The organism is Rubrivivax sp. JA1026 (assembly GCF_011065555.1).
GTDB lineage: Bacteria > Pseudomonadota > Gammaproteobacteria > Burkholderiales > Burkholderiaceae_C > Rubrivivax > Rubrivivax benzoatilyticus.
The window spans coordinates 188334-204461 of the sequence record NZ_JAALCQ010000008.1; the positions used below are offsets into that span (position 1 = coordinate 188334).

At 73.6% G+C, this 16128-nt stretch carries 14 protein-coding genes; 2 read left to right on the top strand and 12 right to left on the bottom strand.

Features of this window, described 5'->3' with window-relative positions; translation table 11 throughout:
- The first annotated feature begins 78 nt into the window (after positions 1-78).
- Both G5B56_RS14675 and G5B56_RS14680 read left to right on the top strand, forming a co-directional pair.
- Positions 79-2382, top strand: coding sequence for a PAS domain-containing hybrid sensor histidine kinase/response regulator (locus tag G5B56_RS14675; RefSeq protein WP_164963702.1), 2304 nt, complete (start codon positions 79-81; stop codon positions 2380-2382).
- Between the two features lie 39 nt (positions 2383-2421).
- Positions 2422-3036 (top strand): tRNA-uridine aminocarboxypropyltransferase, encoded by a 615-nt coding sequence (locus tag G5B56_RS14680; protein ID WP_164963703.1) that lies wholly within the window; start codon positions 2422-2424, stop codon positions 3034-3036.
- On the opposite strand, the gene G5B56_RS14685 is transcribed toward G5B56_RS14680, so the two are convergent.
- The 12 genes from G5B56_RS14685 to G5B56_RS14735 form a co-directional block, all read right to left on the bottom strand.
- Positions 3024-4595: a methyl-accepting chemotaxis protein gene (locus G5B56_RS14685; RefSeq protein WP_164963704.1), complete on the bottom strand. Its 1572-nt coding sequence runs from the start codon at positions 4593-4595 to the stop codon at positions 3024-3026. The genes G5B56_RS14680 and G5B56_RS14685 overlap by 13 nt on opposite strands.
- A 50-nt stretch (positions 4596-4645) precedes the next feature.
- A complete protein-coding gene (locus tag G5B56_RS14690) occupies positions 4646-5158 on the bottom strand; it encodes a lipocalin-like domain-containing protein (protein ID WP_009858201.1) in 513 nt (170 codons plus the stop codon).
- Between the two features lie 159 nt (positions 5159-5317).
- Positions 5318-5938, bottom strand: coding sequence for a phosphohydrolase (locus G5B56_RS14695; protein WP_164963705.1), 621 nt, complete (start codon positions 5936-5938; stop codon positions 5318-5320).
- A 135-nt stretch (positions 5939-6073) separates the two neighbouring features.
- The gene (kdpE, locus tag G5B56_RS14700) at positions 6074-6772 is read right to left on the bottom strand and encodes a two-component system response regulator KdpE (protein ID WP_009858198.1); all 699 of its coding nucleotides are present in this window, start codon (positions 6770-6772) and stop codon (positions 6074-6076) included.
- Positions 6769-9474 (bottom strand): DUF4118 domain-containing protein, encoded by a 2706-nt coding sequence (locus G5B56_RS14705; RefSeq protein ID WP_164963706.1) that lies wholly within the window; start codon positions 9472-9474, stop codon positions 6769-6771. Before G5B56_RS14705 ends, kdpE begins: the two co-directional genes overlap by 4 nt.
- Positions 9471-9599, bottom strand: coding sequence for a hypothetical protein (locus G5B56_RS20040; RefSeq protein ID WP_009856194.1), 129 nt, complete (start codon positions 9597-9599; stop codon positions 9471-9473). Before G5B56_RS20040 ends, G5B56_RS14705 begins: the two co-directional genes overlap by 4 nt.
- Positions 9596-10180, bottom strand: a complete 585-nt coding sequence (gene kdpC, locus G5B56_RS14710; RefSeq protein ID WP_164963707.1) for a potassium-transporting ATPase subunit KdpC — start codon at positions 10178-10180, stop codon at positions 9596-9598. The genes G5B56_RS20040 and kdpC overlap by 4 nt, the downstream gene beginning before the upstream one ends.
- 10 nt (positions 10181-10190) lie before the next feature.
- A complete protein-coding gene (gene kdpB, locus G5B56_RS14715) occupies positions 10191-12251 on the bottom strand; it encodes a potassium-transporting ATPase subunit KdpB (protein ID WP_164963708.1) in 2061 nt (686 codons plus the stop codon).
- A gap of 8 nt (positions 12252-12259) precedes the next feature.
- The gene (kdpA, locus tag G5B56_RS14720) at positions 12260-13963 is read right to left on the bottom strand and encodes a potassium-transporting ATPase subunit KdpA (RefSeq protein ID WP_164963709.1); all 1704 of its coding nucleotides are present in this window, start codon (positions 13961-13963) and stop codon (positions 12260-12262) included.
- Positions 13960-14052 carry a K(+)-transporting ATPase subunit F gene (kdpF, locus tag G5B56_RS14725; RefSeq protein ID WP_009856198.1) on the bottom strand — a complete coding sequence of 31 codons (93 nt, stop codon included), beginning with the start codon at positions 14050-14052 and terminating at the stop codon, positions 13960-13962. The genes kdpA and kdpF overlap by 4 nt, the downstream gene beginning before the upstream one ends.
- 185 nt (positions 14053-14237) lie before the next feature.
- Entirely contained in the window at positions 14238-15158 is a 921-nt protein-coding gene (locus G5B56_RS14730; RefSeq protein ID WP_164963710.1) for a ketopantoate reductase family protein, read from the bottom strand.
- 52 nt (positions 15159-15210) lie between these two features.
- Positions 15211-16101: an SDR family oxidoreductase gene (locus tag G5B56_RS14735; protein WP_164963711.1), complete on the bottom strand. Its 891-nt coding sequence runs from the start codon at positions 16099-16101 to the stop codon at positions 15211-15213.
- Positions 16102-16128 lie beyond the last annotated feature (27 nt).

A 16128-nucleotide genomic window follows, 5' to 3' on the forward strand; every position in this document is an offset into this window, starting at 1 on the left:
GCGCACCCTGAACGATCGCCACGGGGCGGGCCGGCTTGGCTACGATGTCTTCCGGGCTCTCGCGCCAGCTTCCTCACGATGATGGATGCCGCCACGCTGCTGACCACGAACGCGCTGCTGTCCTCGGCGGCCGCCGTGGTGATGGGCGTGGTGCTGCGCACGCGCAAGACCTACCCGGGCTTCGGCTTCTGGGCCGCTGGCATCGCCTGCCTGGCGCTGGGCGCGGCGCTGCTGATCCCCGACGTGCTGCCGCCGGGCTGGGCCACGCGCGTGCTGCGCAACGGGCTGCTGGTGGCCGGGCACGTGCTGATCCTGCGCGGCATGCTGCTGTTTCGCGGCGTGCACGTCGGCGCCTGGCTGGAGGCCGCGCTGGCGCTGCTCTTCCTGCCGCTGTTCGGCTGGCTGAGCCTGGACCCCGGCCAGCTGACTGCGCGCATCGTCTGCTACTGCCTGTTCTCGGCGGCGCTGAGCCTGGCCACGGTCGCCGTGACGCTGCACCGGCGGCCGCCCCACTTCGGCTCCAACGACCTGCTGCTGGCGCTGTGGCTGACGCTGTTCGCGCTGATCACGCTGGTGCGCGCCGTGCTGGAGGCGGGTGACGTCAGCACCGCGTTCGAGGCGATCAAGGGCTTCGGCGGCGTCTACGCGCTGGCGCAGATCCTGTCGGTGCAACTCGTCACGCTGACCCTCGTCAGCATGAACTCGCAGCGCATCGAGTGGGATCTCGGGGCCAGCGCCGCCCGGCTTCAGGCCGGCGAGCAGCAGCTGCGCGCGATGGGCGACAACCTGCCCGCTGGCTTCGTCTACCGCTACGAGGTCGTCGGCGGCCGCCGGCGCTTCGACCACGTCAGCGGCGGCATCGAGGGCACGCTGGGGCTGCGGCCGGCCGACGTGATGGCCGATGCCGAGCCGCTGTTCGCGATGCTCGCGCCCGAGGCGCGCTCGCGCTACATCGAGGACGAGCAGCGCAGCGCCGCCGAGGGCAGCGACTACCACGCCACGCTGCGTTTCGAGCTGCCCGACGGCCGGCAGCGCTGGCTGGACGTGCGTTCGCGCCCGCTGCGCCGCGCCGACGGCTCGATCTTCTGGGACGGCGTGGCACTCGACGCGACCGAGCGGCTGCAGGCCCAGCAGGCGCTGGCCGAGCACCGCCTGCAGCTGGAGCAGACCGTCGAGCGGCGCACCCGCCAGCTCGCCGAGGCCAGCCAGCGTGCCGAGGCCGCCAACCTGGCCAAGAGCGCCTTCCTGGCCAACATGAGCCACGAGATCCGCACGCCGCTCAACGCGATGATCGGCATGGCGCACCTGATCCGCCGCGAGGCCCTGAGCGTGCGCCAGTCCGACCGGCTGGGCAAGCTCGAGTCCGCCGCCCGGCACCTGCTGGAGGTGCTCAACGCGGTGCTCGACCTGTCCAAGATCGAGGCCGGCAAGATGGCGCTCGAAGCCGTGCCGCTGCGTGTCGAGACCGTCGTCGCCAACGTGCTGTCGATGGTCGACGAACGCGCCGGCGCCAAGCAGCTGCGCCTGTCCAGCGAGATCGAGCACATGCCGCGCGATCTGATCGGCGACCCCACGCGGCTGCAGCAGGCGCTGCTGAACTACGCCAACAACGCCGTCAAGTTCACCGAGCAGGGGGCGGTGACGCTGCGCGCGCGGCTGGTCGAGCAGGACGAGGGCAGTGCGCTGGTGCGTTTCGAGGTGCAGGACAGCGGCATCGGCATCGCGCCGGACGTTCTGCCGCGGCTGTTCGAGGCCTTCGAGCAGGCCGACCGCTCCACCACGCGGCGCGCCGGCGGCACCGGCCTGGGCCTGGCGATCACGCGCCGGCTGGCCGAGCTGATGGGCGGCGAGGCCGGTGCCAGCAGCGTCGCCGGCGAGGGCAGCACCTTCTGGTTCAGCGCCCGGCTGCGGCGCGACCCGTCGGCTGCCGAGGAGCCGCCGCAGGGCCCGGCGGCCGAGGCCGAGCAGGCGCTGCGCCAGCGCCACGCCGGCGCCCGCGTGCTGCTCGCCGAGGACAACCCGGTCAACGCCGAGGTCGCCCAGGCCATCCTCGAGGAGGCCGGCCTGGTCGTCGAGGTCGCCGAGGACGGCGTCGCCGCCGTCGACATGGCGCTGGCGCGCGACTACCGGCTGGTGCTGATGGACATGCAGATGCCCGGCCTGGACGGCCTGGACGCCTGCCGCGCGATCCGCCGCCGCCACCCGGCCGGCACGCTGCCGGTCATCGCGATGACCGCCAACGCCTTTGCCGAGGACAAGGTGCGCTGCCAGGCCGCCGGCATGGACGACTTCCTGAGCAAGCCGGTGGACCCGCTGGCGCTGTACCGGCTGCTGCTGCGCTGGCTGGACGGCCGGGCCACCGCCGCCGAAGGGCACGGCTGATCGCGGCCGGGCGCCCGGCGCCCGTGCGAGCATCGGCGCATGAACGTCCCGTCCCCCGTTGCCCGCCGGCGTTGCGCGCGCTGCCTGCGCCCGCAGGCGACCTGTCTGTGCGCGCTGGTGCGGCCCACCGCCCATCGCACCGAGGTGCTGGTGCTGCAGCACCCGCAGGAGCAGCGCCAGGCCAAGAACAGCGTCGCGCTGCTGCGGCTGTCGCTGGCGCGTTGCGAGGTGGTGGTCGGCGAACGTTTCACCCCCGAGGCCCTGCAGGCGCTGCTGCAGCGGCCTGGCCGCGACACGCGGCTGCTCTATCCCGACGTGCCGGCCGCCCCCGCGCCGCCGGCTTCGGCCGCGCCGGCGACGGCGCCGCTGCGGCTGGTGGTCATCGACGCGACCTGGCGCAAGAGCCTGCGCCTGCTGCTCGAGCACCCGGCGCTGGCGGCGCTGCCGCGGCTGTCGCTGGCCGACCCGCAGCCCACCCGCTACCGCGCGATCCGCGCCGCGCGCCGCGGCGACCAGGTGTCGACGCTGGAGGCCACGGTGCAGGCGCTGGCGATGCTGGAGGGGCCGGCGTTCGACGGCGTGCCGCTGCTCGACGCCTTCGGCCGCTTCGTCGCCGACGTCGCGGCGCGCTGCCCGCGGCCTCAGGCGCCGTGACCGGCGAGCCTGAACACGCGCATCGTCTGCTCCAGCCGCCGCGCCTGCTCCTGCAGGCTGCCGGCGGCCGCGGCCGACTCCTCGACCAGCGCGGCGTTGCGCTGCGTGGCCTCGTCCAGGTCGGCGACCGAGCGGTTGATCTGGCCCAGTCCGGCCGACTGCTCGGCGGCGGCGCCGGAGATCTGGTGGATGATCGCCGCGGCCTTCTGCACCTGCTCGACGATGTCGTTCATCGCGCCGCCGGCGCGCTGCACGTGTTCGGCGCCGGTCTGCACACGTTCGATCGACTCGCCGATCAGCGCCTTGATCTCCTGCGCCGCCTGCGCCGAGCGCTGCGCCAGGCTGCGCACCTCGCCAGCGACGACGGCGAAGCCGCGGCCCTGTTCACCGGCACGCGCCGCTTCCACCGCGGCGTTCAGCGCCAGGATGTTGGTCTGGAAGGCGATGCCGTCGATGACGCCGGTGATGTCGCCGATGCGCCCGGCGCTGGCCGTGATCGCGGCCATCGTCTGCACGACGTCGTGCACGACGCGGCCGCCGCGGTCGGCGCTGCCCGAGGCCTGGGCCGCCAGTTCGGCGGCGTTGCGGCTGGCGCCGGCGGTGTGGTCGACGGTGCCGCTGAGCTGCTCGACGGCCGAGGCCGTGTGCTGCAGCTGCGCCGCGGTCTGCTCGGTGCGGCGCGACAGGTCCTGGCCGCCGGCGGCGATCTGCGCCGACGCGGTGGCGATGCTCTCGGTGGCCTGGCGCACCTGGCCGACCATCGTGCGCAGCGCCTGCACCGTGTGCTCGAGCTCGCCGAGCAGGCTGTCGGCCGGCACGCGGCCGAACTCGACGCCCAGATCGCCGGCGGCCACGCGGGCCATCGCCGCACGCGCCTCGCCGGGGTCGCCGCCGATCTGGCGCAGCACGGCGCGCGACATGCTCCAGCAGATGAAGGCGATCAGCGCCATCAGCGGCAGCCCGATCGCCAGCGATCGCAGCAGCGCCTGGCGCTGCTGCGCCGCGGCCACGTCCTGGTACAGCCCGGTGCCGACGAACCAGTTCCAATCGGGGATGACGACCGCGTGCTGCAGCTTGGGCACGACGTCCTGGCTGCCCGGCCGCGCGAACGCCGACTCGAGGAAGATGCGGCCGTCGGGGCTGGCGCGCAGCGCCTTGGCCAGCGAGCCGATCAGGTCGTTGCCGTGGCCGTCGAGGATCTTGCCGCTCATGTCGCGGCCTTCCCATTCCGGCTTGATCGGGTGCATCACGCCGACCCCGTCCATCGTCCAGACGTAGAAGTAGTCCTTGCCTTCGGGACCGAAGCGTGCCGCGCGCAGGGCGGCCTTGGCCGCGGCCTGGGCCTGTTCTTTGCTGAGGAGCCCGGCCGCGGCCTCGGCCTGAAACCCGGCGACGATGGCGCGTGCGCTGTCGACGACGGCGACGAGCTGCGCGCGTTGTCCCTGGTCGATCTCCTGGCGCACCTGCCAGACGGCCTGCGCGAGGAGGAAAAGCAATCCGGCCACGGCGGTCGTGACCAGGCAGACCATCTTGGCCTTGAACGTGAGTCGGTCGAACATGACGTCACCCGCGACGCCGGCGCTTCAATGGCCGGCGTCGTCCAAAACAATTACTTCTGGCGTTCGAACGTGATCAGCGAACGCGTCATGCCCTTGTCGGCCCAATTGGGCATCACGCGCCAGGGCGTCGTGACCTGCAGCCTGTCGCCGTCGATCTTGAAGTTGCGCGTCTGCGCCGTGCCCACCCATTGCGGATTCCAGGCCGCCTCGACGTGCGTCGTCCACTGGTCGCCCTTGATCTCGGCGCGGCCGGTGTAGGAGACGATGGTGTCCAGCAGCGCGGCCTTCTCGGCGTCGGTCTTGCCCGGTTTGCGGCCGTCGGCGGTGAGCATGAAGAAGACGCGGCCGTTGGGCGTGAACACCACGCCACCGCTCGGCTTCGGCCCCATCACCGGCATGATCTCGCCGGTCTGCTGCACTTCGACGACGTAGCTGACGAGGCGCCAGGTGCCCAGGATGTCGGGCGTGTCGGCGGCAGCGGCCAGCGTCGGCGCGCCGAGGGCGGCCGCGGTGGCAGCCAGCGCCAGCGTCTTCGACAGCGAGCGTCGGGTCGTGGTGATCATTCGTCCATCTCCAGCGTTGTGATTCCACGAATTCTGGAGAGCACGATTGCGGATTTCGCGACTTCACGCGAATGGAGGCGAACCGCGGCCGAACGGTCACCTGTCGGGGCTGAACGGCGCTAATCCGACTTCGCTCCTCGGCGCCGGGCGTGGCGCTGCTCAGTCGTAATTGATTGACCTCAATTCGGCCAGGAAACGTTCGGCCGCACGGTCGGCGGGCCAGGGTTCCCAGGCGCTGCCGCCGTAACGCGATTGCAGCGGGTCGGCGGCGAGCACGGGCTCGGTGATGCCGAGCAGCGCGCGCACCTCGTGTTCGCTCCAGCCGGTGCAGTGCACCGCCTCCGAGGCCGCGGCGACGCGGTCGGCGTGTTTGTGCAGGCGGTGGCTCTCGGGTGTCCAGTCGGGCAGGCGGTAGCGCTGCGTGATGGCCGCCATCAGCCGCTCGCCGACGGCCCGGAAGGGCTCGCCGAGCACACGCTTGAGCGGCGAGATGCAGTCGAAGCCGAGGAAACCTTCCTCGGCGTCGTGCAGCAGTTCGGCACGCTGCTCGGCCAGGCTCAGCGGCTGCGGCGCCTCGGCGCGGCGCAGTGCCAGCACCAGCAGCGAGTGCTGCGCCACCGACAGCGGCCAGGCCCAGCGCGACTCGCCGCCCCAGCGGTAGGTGCGCGCCAGGCGCAGCGCCAGGTCCTCGTCGGTCCAGGCGTCGGGTGCCGGGTTGATCAGGTCGAGCGCCGCCCCGGAGGGCAGGCGGATCCAGGCGCGGGGCGGATGGTCGGACATCGGACGCAGGCGGTTGGGCGAGGGCGCTACGGTAGCGCGTCGCCGCCGCAGCCCGGTGACCTGCGTGCCCGCGGCGGTGTTCGTGCGGCCGGCGATCGCTTGTGGTGCGCAGCGGTCCTGGGCGCCGTTCGCGCCTCAGCCGCCGGCGCGGAAGCGGTAGCCGATGCCGGCTTCGGTCAGCAGGTGCACCGGCATCGAGGGCTGGGCCTCGATCTTCTTGCGCAGATTGGCCATGTGCACGCGCACGTAGTGCGTGTCCTCGGCGTGGCCGGGGCCCCAGACGGCTTTCAGCAGCTGGCGGTGGGTGACGACGCGGTCGGGCTGCGTCGCCAGGCAGCCGAGCAGCTTGTATTCGATCGGCGTCAGGTGCAGCTCCTCGTCGCCGCGGCGCACGCTGCGGCGCGCCAGGTCCAGCGTGATGTCGCCGAAACGCAGCACCGGGCCGTCGTCGGGCGACAGCAGCGCGCGGCGGCGCAGCTGGGCGCGCACCCGCGCCAGCAGCTCGCCGGCGCCGAAAGGCTTGACGAGGTAGTCGTCGGCGCCGGCGTCCAGCGCGGCGATCTTGTCGTCCTCGGCGGCGCGTGCCGACAGCACGATGACCGGCGCCGCCGACCAGCCGCGCAGGTCGCGGATCAGGTCGACGCCGTCGCCGTCGGGCAGGCCCAGGTCGACGACCAGCAGGTCGGGGCGGCGCGTGCCGGCCTCGATCAGCCCGCGGCGAAGGCCGTCGGCTTCGTGCACCTCGTGGCCTTCGCTTTCGAGCGCCAGGCGCACGAAGCGGCGGATGTCGGCTTCGTCCTCGACGATCAGGACACGGGTTCTCGGTTCGTTCATCGGAGGTCCTCGTCGGCCACGGCGGCGGCGCTGCCGTCGTCTTCGGGCGGCGTGCCGCGCGGCAGCTCGATCGTGAAGCGTGCGCCGGCGACGCGGCCGGCTTCCAGGCGGTTGGCACCGCGAATCGTGCCGCCGTGGGCCTGCACGATGGCACGCGAGATCGCCAGCCCCAGGCCGACGCCGGGCGTCGCGCTCTCGCGTTCGCCACGCTCGAACTTCTCGAACAGCGCTTCCTCGCGCCCCGGCGGCAGGCCCGGGCCCTGGTCGTCGACGACCAGGCGCACGGTCTGGTCCAGCGCCTCGGCGCGGATCACCAGCGTGCTGCCCGGCGGCGTGTAGCGCGCGGCGTTCTCCAGCAGGTTGACCAGCACACGCTCGAACAGCACCGCGTCCAGCGACAGCAGCGGCAGCCCGTCGGCCAGCGCCACCGTCACCGGCCGGCCCTGCAGCACCGGGCGGCAGGCGGCCAGCGCGCTGCCGACCACCTCCTCCAGCGGCTGCCAGGCGCGGCGCAGGCGCACCGCGCCGGCCTGCAGCCGCGCCATGTCCAGCAGGTTGCCGACCAGCGCCGCCATGCGCCGCGCCGATTCGCGGATCGCGTCGACCAGGCCGCGCGGCGCCGGCCCCGGCGGCGCGATCGCCAGCGTGTCGGCCAGGCCGACCAGCGCCGCCAGCGGCGTGCGCAGGTCGTGCGAGATCGCCGACAGCAGCGAGTTGCGCAGGCGCTCGCTCTCGATCTGCAGCGCGCTCTGCTGGGCGACGTCGACGTAATGCAGCCGCTCCAGCGAGATCGCCAGCAGCGAGGCGCAGGTCTCCATCAGCCGCATCGTCTCGGGGCCCAGCGCGGCGGTGTCGCCGGCTTCTATGGCCAGCACGCCGCGTTGGCGCATCGGCGCCTTCAGCGGCAGCACCAGGCAGCGGCTGGCGGGCAGCGTGTCGGTGCCGGCGCCGGCGGCGCGGCCGTGGCGGAAGGCCCAGGACACGACGCCTTCGTCGGCCTCGGCCTCGCCGCCGGGCAGGCGCTGCAGCTCGTCGTGCTCGTCGGTGGCGTAGAGCGCGCAGCGGGCGCCGAACTCGGCGGCGACGAAACGCGCGCCGATCTCGGCCACCTGCGCCGGCAGCAGCGCCGCCGACAGGTCGCGCGTCATCTCGTAGAGCCGGCGCACGCGGCGCTCGCGCTGCATCGCCGCGGCGGCCTGCACCTTGAGCCCGGCGGTGAGCTGGCCGATGGCCAGCGCCACAGCCAGCATGACGCCGAAGGTCACGAGGTACTGCACGTCGCTGACGGCGAACGAGAAACGCGGCGGCACGAAGAAGAAGTCGAACAGCGCGACGCCGAAGAAGGCCGCCGCCACCGCCGGCCCGCGGCCGAAGCGCAGGCCGACGCCGACGACGGCCAGCAGGAAGATCATCACGATGTTGCTGAGCTCGAGCACGTCGCGCAGCGGCGTCGCGGCCAGCGCCGTCAGCACGCAGGCGCCGGCGGCGGCGGCGTAGCCGGCCCAGCTGGCGCCTTCGGCGCCCGGGGCCGGGCCGGTGGCGCGCGGCGCCGGCGCGCCGGCCATGCCGACCTGTACCACGTCCAGCTCGCCAGCCAGCGCGGCGACACGTTCGACCGTCGGCCGCTGCCAGGGCAGCCGCCGGCGGCCGCGGCCCAGCACCAGCCGCGACAGGTTGTGCTCGCGGGCGTAGTGCACCAGGCCTTCGGCGGCGTCGGGCGCCGACGGCGTGGCGGTGGTCGCGCCCAGCGACTCGGCGAGCTTGAGTTGCTGCAGCGCCTCGCGCCGCGCCTCGGGCCCCAGGCGCTGCAGCGCCGGGGTCTCGACCATCACCGCGTGCCAGGGCAGCTCCAGCTGCGCCGCCAGCCGGGCGCAGCGGCGCACGACGGTCTCGCCGTGCCCGCCCGGCGCGACGGCGGCCAGCAGCGCCTCGCGGTTGGGCCAGACGGTCTCGACGCGGTTGCGGCGCCGCCAGGCGAGCATCTCGCCGTCGACGCGGTCGGCGGTGCGGCGCAGCGCCAGCTCGCGCAGCGCCAGCAGGTTGCCTTTGCGGAAGAAGTGCGCCGCGGCGCGTTCGGCCTGCGGCGGCAGGTAGACCTTGCCGGCCTTCAGCCGCGCCAGCAGCTCGTCGGGCGGCAGGTCGACGACGACGACCTCGTCGGCCTCGTCGAAGACGCGGTCGGGCACGGTCTCGCGCACGCGGATGCCGGTGATGCCGCCGACGACGTCGTTCAGGCTCTCCAGGTGCTGGACGTTCATCGTCGTCCAGACGTCGACGCCGGCGGCCAGCAGCTCCTCGACGTCCTGCCAGCGTTTGGGGTGGCGCGAACCGGCGACGTTGCTGTGCGCCAGCTCGTCGACGAGCACCAGCGCGCCGTCGTGCGCGGCACCGAAGGCCAGCGCGGCGTCGAGGTCGAACTCCTCCAGCTCGCGGCCGCGATGGCTGCGGCGCTGGCGCGGCAGCTGCGGCAGGCCGTCGGCCATCGCCGCGGTGTCGCGCCGGCCGTGGTCCTCGACGAGGCCGACGGTCAGCGCCGCGCCCTGCGCCAGCGCGTCGCGCGCGGCGGCCAGCATCGCCCAGGTCTTGCCGACGCCGGCGCTGGCGCCGAAGAAGATCTTCAGCCGGCCGCGGCGCTCGCGGGCCTCGTCCTGCTGCACGTCGCGCAGCAGGGAGTCCGGATCGGGACGGGACGGCTCGTTCATCGGCCGGCGATCTTCCCACGCCGCTCGCGTGCTCGCCGTTGCTCGCGGCGCAGCCAGGCGGCGGCGCCGGCCAGCGGCAGCAGCACGGCCGCCAGCGCCAGCAGCACCTCGCCCAGCGCGCTCATCTGCGCCCCGCGCGCGCCAGCTCGTCCAGCGCCAGGTTCAGCTTCAGCACGTTGACACGCGCCTCGCCGAGGCCGAAGGCGGGCTCCTCGGCCTGTTCTGCGACGAGTTCGCGCACGCGCGCCTCGGGCAGGCCGCGCAGGCGCGCCACGCGCGCCGCCTGGTACTCGGCGGCGGCGCGGCTGACGTCCGGGTCCAGCCCGCTGGCCGAGGCGGTGACCAGGTCCACCGGCACCGGCGCGTCGTTGCCGGGGTCGGCGGCGCGCAGCGCGGCGACGCGTGTGCGCACCGCGTCGGCCAGCGCCGGGTTCGACGGCCCGAGGTTGGAGCCGGCCGAGTTGGCGGCGTTGTAGGGCATCGGCGCGGTGGCCGATGGCCGGCTCCAGAAGTGGCCCGGGTCGGTGAAGGACTGGCCGATCAGCGCCGAGCCGACGACGCGGCCCTCGTGTTCGACCCGGCTGCCTTCGGCCTGCCAGGGGAAGGCGAGCCGGGCGACGCCGGTCACCACCAGCGGGTAGGCCAGGCCGGTGACCAGCGACAGCGCGGCGAACAGCACGAGCGCGGGACGGAGCATGGAGTTCATGACGAGCACCTCAGAACAGACCCGTGGCCGCCAGGCCCAGGTCGATCAGCTTGATGCCCACGAAGGGCACGACGACGCCGCCCAGGCCGTAGACGGCCAGGTTGCGGCGCAGCAGCGCGGCCGCGCCCACCGGGCGGTAGGCCACGCCGCGCAGCGCCAGCGGGATCAGCCCGACGATGACCAGCGCGTTGAAGATCACCGCCGACAGCACCGCCGAGGCCGGGCTGGCGAGCTGCATGACGTTCAGCGCCGCCAGCTGCGGGTAGGTGCCGACGAAGGCCGCCGGCACGATGGCGAAGTACTTGGCGACGTCGTTCGCGACGCTGAAGGTGGTCAGCGCGCCGCGCGTCATCAGGAGCTGCTTGCCGGTCTCGACGATCTCGATCAGCTTGGTCGGGTTGCTGTCCAGGTCGACCATGTTGCCGGCCTCCTTGGCGGCCTGGGTGCCGGTGTTCATCGCCACCGCGACGTCGGCCTGGGCCAGCGCCGGCGCGTCGTTGGTGCCGTCGCCGGTCATCGCCACCAGCCGGCCGGCGGCCTGGTGCTCGCGGATCAGCTTCAGCTTGGCCTCGGGCGTGGCTTCGGCGAGCACGTCGTCGACGCCGGCCTCGGCGGCGATGGCCGCGGCCGTCAGGCGGTTGTCGCCGGTGACCATGACCGTCGTGATGCCCATGCGGCGCAGCTCGGCGAAACGCTCGCGGATGCCGCCCTTGACGACGTCCTTGAGCTCGACGACGCCGAGCACGCGCGCGCCGTCGGCGACCACCAGCGGCGTGCTGCCGCGGCGCGCGACCTCGTCGACGAGCTGCTGCAGCCCGGCCGGGAACTCGCCGCCCAGCGAGCGCACGTGGCGCGCCAGCGCGTCGGCCGCGCCCTTGCGCAGCGTGCGCCCGGCCGGCAGGTCGACGCCGCTCATGCGCGTCTGCGCCGAGAACGGCACGAAGACCGCGTCGAGCGCCGCCAGCTCGCGTTCGCGCAGGCCGTGGCGCTTGGCGAGCACGACGATGCTGCGGCCTTCGGGCGTGGTGTCGGCCAGCGACGCGAGCTGCGCCGCGTCGGCCAGTTCGGCCTCGCCGACGCCGGCCGCCGGCAGGAAGGCCGCGGCTTGGCGGTTGCCGAGCGTGATCGTGCCGGTCTTGTCGAGCAGCAGCACGTCGACGTCGCCGGCGGCCTCGACGGCGCGGCCCGAGGTGGCGATGACGTTGGCGCGCAGCAGCCGGCTCATGCCGGCCACGCCGATGGCCGACAGCAGCCCGGCGATCGTCGTCGGGATCAGGCACACCAGCAGCGCCACCAGCATCACCAGGTCCACCGGCTCGCCGCCACCGGCGGCGTCGACGGCGAAACGCGAGAACGGCAGCAGCGTCGCGACGACGCCGAGGAAGACGATGGTCAGCGCGACCAGCAGGATGGTCAGCGCGATCTCGTTGGGCGTCTTGCCGCGGCGCGCGTTCTCGACCATCGCGATCATGCGGTCGACGAAGGTCTCGCCCGGGTCGGCGCTGACCCGCACGACGATCCAGTCCGACAGCACGCGGGTGCCGCCGGTGACGGCCGAGAAGTCGCCGCCGGACTCGCGGATGACGGGCGCCGACTCGCCGGTGATCGCGCTCTCGTCGACCGAGGCGACGCCGTCGACGACCTCGCCGTCGGCGGGCATCGTGTCGCCGGCCTCGACGAGCACGACGTCGCCCTTGCGCAGCGTCTCGGCCTCGACCGGGTGCCAGTGCATCGCGGCGCGCTCGGCGTGCGGGCTGCCGGGCTCCAGCTTCTTGGCCCAGGTCTTCTTCTTCAGGCCGCGCAGCGCCGCCGCCTGGGCCTTGCTGCGGCCTTCGGCCAGCGCCTCGGCGAGGTTGGCGAAGAGCACCGTGAACCACAGCCAGGCGGCGACGCCGACCGAGAACAGGCTGGGGTTCGCCACAGCCAGTGCGGTCGTGAACGCGCTGCCGACGTAGACCACGGCCATCACCGGGTTGCGCCACTGGGCACGCGGGTCGAGCTTGCGCAGCGCGTCGGCCAGCGCCGGACGCAGCAGCGCCGCGTCGAACAGGGGCAGGGAAGTGCGGGACATCGGATTCCTCATCGCGCCCACAGCGCCAGGTGCTCGGCCACCGGGCCGAGCGCCAGCGCGGGCACGTAGTTCAGCAGGCCGACCAGCAGCACGATGCCGACCAGCAGCGCGACGAACAGCGCGCCGTGCGTCGGCAGCGTGCCGCGCGTGACGGCCAGCCGCGGCTTGGCCGCCAGCGCGCCGGCCAGCGCCAGCACCGGCACGATCACGCCGAAGCGGCCCAGCCACATCGCCACGGCCAGCATCAGGTTGTAGAAGGGCGTGTTGGCCGACAGCCCGGCGAAGGCGCTGCCGTTGTTGTTGGCCGCCGAGGCCAGCGCGTACAGCACCTCGCTGAAGCCATGCGCGCCGGGGTTCAGGATGCCGGCGCGGCCGGGCTCGACGCTGACCGCCAGCGCGCTGCCGCCGAGCACCAGCAGCGGCGTCACCAGGATCGTGATCGAGACCAGCTTCATCTCGTGGGCCTCGATCTTCTTGCCCAGGTACTCGGGCGTGCGGCCGATCATCAGCCCTGCGATGAACACCGCCAGCAGCGCGAAGACCAGCATCCCGTACAGCCCCGAGCCGACGCCGCCGAAGACCACCTCGCCGAGCTGCATCAGCACCAGCGGCACGGCGCCGCCCAGCGGCGTCAGGCTGTCGTGCATCGTGTTGACCGCGCCGCAGCTGGCGGCGGTGGTCACCGCGGCGAACAGCGTGCTGGCGTTCAGGCCGAAGCGCACTTCCTTGCCTTCCATGCTGCCGCCGGCCTGCAGCGCCGAGGGCAGGGTGTCGACGCCCAGGCCGGGCAGCAGCGGGTTGCCGGCGGTTTCGGCCTGGGTGATGGCGACGACGGCGACGACGAAGAGCAGCGTCATCGCCGCCAGCAGCGCGCGGCCCTGGCGCGCGTCGCCGACAAGGCGGCCGAAGGCGAAGCACAGCGCCGCCGGGATCAGCAGGATGGCGACCATCTGCACCGCGTTGGCCAGCGGCGTCGGGTTCTCGAACGGGTGCGCCGAGTTGGCGTTGAAGTAGCCACCGCCGTTGGTGCCCAGCAGCTTGATCGCCTCCTGCGAGGCCACCGGGCCCAGCGCCAGCGTCTGCTGCCGGCCTTCGACGGTGACGAGCGTGGTGTCGGCGGCGAAGGTCTGCACCACGCCCTGCGAGACGAAGAACAGCGCCGCCAGCAGCGACAGCGGCAGCAGGATCCACAGCGTCGCACGCGTCAGGTCGGCCCAGACGTTGCCGATGCCGCCGGCCGAGCGACGCGCGAAACCACGCGCCAGCGCCACCGCGACGGCGATGCCGGTGGCCGCCGACAGGAAGTTCTGCACCGCCAGGCCCAGCATCTGGGTCAGCCGGCTCATCGTCGTCTCGCCGCCGTAACCCTGCCAGTTGGTGTTGGTGACGAAGCTCACCGCGGTGTTCAGCGCCGAGTCGGGCGCGACCGCCGGCCAGTGCTGCGGGTTCAGCGGCAGCTCGGGCTGCAGGCGCTGCAGCGCATAGACGGCCAGCAGCCCCAGGCCGTTGAAGACCAGCAGGCCGAGCGCGTAGCGGGTCCAGGGCTGGTCCTCGTCGGGGGCGACGCCGGCCAGCCGGTACAGCGGCGCCTCGATGCGCTGGCCGAGCGCGAAGCGGCCGTCCATCACCGCCTCGATCGCTCGCCCCAGCGGCCAGGCCGCGGCGAACAGCACGAGCAGGAAGACGGCCAGTTGCAACCAGGCGCCGCTCACGAGAAGTCCTCCGGCCGCAGCAGCGCGGCGACGAGGTAGACGAGCAGCCCGGCGGCCAGTGCCGCGGCGGCACAAAGCCAGGCGTTCATGCCCGCCCCCGGCGTCGTTCGAGTCGCGCACAGCCGCGCGCCAGCGCCCAGGCCAGCGCCCACAGCGCGGCCCCGGTCACGAGGTACAACAGGTCCATCGACCCCTCCGTTCAATGTCGGAGGGATGCTCCCGCAGCGGCCGTCAAGACGGTCGCAAGACTGCGGGCGGCGGTATCAAGAAGGCGTCAAGAAGCGGCCGGCGCGTGTCCGCTCTCGATCAGCCGCACCAGCGTGCGCAGCATCGCGTTCACTGGCGTCGGCACGCCGTGCCGCTGGCCGCAGCGCACGACGTAGCCGTTCAGGTGCTCGATCTCGGTGTGTTTGCCGCGCGCCAGGTCCTGCGCCGTCGACGAGCGCTGGCCTGGCATCGACGGCGCCAGCGCGAACACCGTGGCCTCGATGTCGGGCGCGATCTCGACGCCGTCGGCCGCGGCGACGGCGACGCACTCGCGCACCACCTCGCGCATCAGATCGGGCACGCCGTCGGTGGCCACCAGCCGGCCGTAATGCGCCTGGCCGATCGCCGACAGCGCGTTGTAGGCGCAGTTCAGGATCAGCTTGGTCCACAGCGCCTGGCGCGCGTCGGCCGACACCTGCACCGGCACGCCGGCGGCACGGAAGGCTTCGGCCCAGGCGTCGCCGCCGCGGCCGGGTTCGACCAGCAGCTCGCCGCGGCCGTGGTGCAGCACGTGGCCCGGGCCGGCCATCTCGGTGGCGACGTAGACGACGGCGGCGCGCACCGGCTGCGGCAGCAGCGTGCGCAGGCGCTCGGCGTTGTCGACGCCGTTCTGTAGGCTCAGCACCAGCGTGCCGGGCGCCAGGTGCGGCCGCATCGACGCGGCCGCGGCCTCGGTGTCGGTGGACTTCACGCAGAACAGCACCAGCGAGGCGCCGGCCACCGCCGCGACCTCGGTGCTGGCGGCGACCCGCACACGCTCGTCGAAGGCGCGGGTCTGCAGCCGCAGGCCCTCGGCCCCGATCGCCTGCACGTGCGCCGGGCGGCCGATCAGCACCACCTCGTGGCCGGCGCGCGCGAGCATGCCGCCGAAGTAGCAGCCCACGGCGCCGGCGCCCATCACCGCCACGCGCAGCGAGTCTTCAGCCATCGTTCGTCTCCGTCGGGTTCGGGACGACGATGCTAGCCGGCGTGGCGCGGGCTCAGCCGCGCAGTGCCGCGGCGTTTTCGGCCAGCCAGGCGTCGAAGCTCTGCGGCGCGCGGCCGACGAGGCGGCGGAAGTCGCCGGTCACCGTGCCGACGTGGCCGGCGGCGGTGTTGGCGTCGAACGAGGCGTAGGCCCGCGCCACCGGCTCGGGCAGGCCGGCGCCGACCATGCCGCGCTCCAGGTCGGCCACCGCCACCGGCACCACCGTCAGCGGGCGGCCGATCGCACGCCCGATGCGTTCGGCCTGCTCGGCGGTCGTCAGCGCTTCTTCGCCGCTCAGCGTGTAGACCTCGCGGCTCCGGCTGCTGCCGGCCAGCGCGGTGGCTGCGGCCAGCGCCAGGTCGTCGCGCGAGAGGTTGGCGAGCTTGCCGTCGCCCGCCGCGCTGTACCACTGGCCGCCGTTGGCCAGCACCGCCGGCAGCGAATGGAACAGGTTGTCGAAGTACCAGTGGTTGCGCAGGATGGTCCAGCCCGGCACGCGGCTGGCGGCCAGCGCGTCCTCGGTGCCGGCGTGGTCGGGCGCGAAGGTGATGAAGGAGTCGTGCGGCCCGGGCATTGAGGTGTAGACGAGGTGCGCGACGCCGGCCTGCTCGGCGGCGGCGACGGCGGCGCGGTGCTGCTCCAGGCGCTTGCCCGGGCGGTCCAGCGCGTCGGTGCTGACGATCAGCGCGCGGGCGATGCCGGCGAAGGCGCCGGCCAGCGACGCGGCGTCGTCGAAGTCTGCGCGGCGCGTGGCGACGCCGCGGGCGGCGAAGGCCGCCAGGCGTTCGGGCTGGCGCGAGGCGGCGACGATGCGCGCCGGTTCGACGTGCAGCGTGTCGAGCAGATGGTGCAGCACACGCTGGCCGAAGTGGCCCGAGGCGCCGGTGACGAGAAGGGTGGACATGCAGGACTCCGTTGAAGGCGGGCGGGG

Bases quoted from the DNA above. Each gene is read 5' to 3' on its own strand.
- G5B56_RS14675 (WP_164963702.1), top strand. From the start codon at position 79: ATGATGGATGCCGCCACGCTGCTGACCACGAACGCGCTGCTGTCCTCG.
- G5B56_RS14680 (WP_164963703.1), top strand. From the start codon at position 2,422: ATGAACGTCCCGTCCCCCGTTGCCCGCCGGCGTTGCGCGCGCTGCCTG.
- G5B56_RS14685 (WP_164963704.1), bottom strand. From the start codon at position 4,595: ATGTTCGACCGACTCACGTTCAAGGCCAAGATGGTCTGCCTGGTCACG.
- G5B56_RS14690 (WP_009858201.1), bottom strand. From the start codon at position 5,158: ATGATCACCACGACCCGACGCTCGCTGTCGAAGACGCTGGCGCTGGCT.
- G5B56_RS14695 (WP_164963705.1), bottom strand. From the start codon at position 5,938: ATGTCCGACCATCCGCCCCGCGCCTGGATCCGCCTGCCCTCCGGGGCG.
- kdpE (WP_009858198.1), bottom strand. From the start codon at position 6,772: ATGAACGAACCGAGAACCCGTGTCCTGATCGTCGAGGACGAAGCCGAC.
- G5B56_RS14705 (WP_164963706.1), bottom strand. From the start codon at position 9,474: ATGAACGAGCCGTCCCGTCCCGATCCGGACTCCCTGCTGCGCGACGTG.
- G5B56_RS20040 (WP_009856194.1), bottom strand. From the start codon at position 9,599: ATGAGCGCGCTGGGCGAGGTGCTGCTGGCGCTGGCGGCCGTGCTGCTG.
- kdpC (WP_164963707.1), bottom strand. From the start codon at position 10,180: ATGAACTCCATGCTCCGTCCCGCGCTCGTGCTGTTCGCCGCGCTGTCG.
- kdpB (WP_164963708.1), bottom strand. From the start codon at position 12,251: ATGTCCCGCACTTCCCTGCCCCTGTTCGACGCGGCGCTGCTGCGTCCG.
- kdpF (WP_009856198.1), bottom strand. From the start codon at position 14,052: ATGAACGCCTGGCTTTGTGCCGCCGCGGCACTGGCCGCCGGGCTGCTC.
- G5B56_RS14730 (WP_164963710.1), bottom strand. From the start codon at position 15,158: ATGGCTGAAGACTCGCTGCGCGTGGCGGTGATGGGCGCCGGCGCCGTG.
- G5B56_RS14735 (WP_164963711.1), bottom strand. From the start codon at position 16,101: ATGTCCACCCTTCTCGTCACCGGCGCCTCGGGCCACTTCGGCCAGCGT.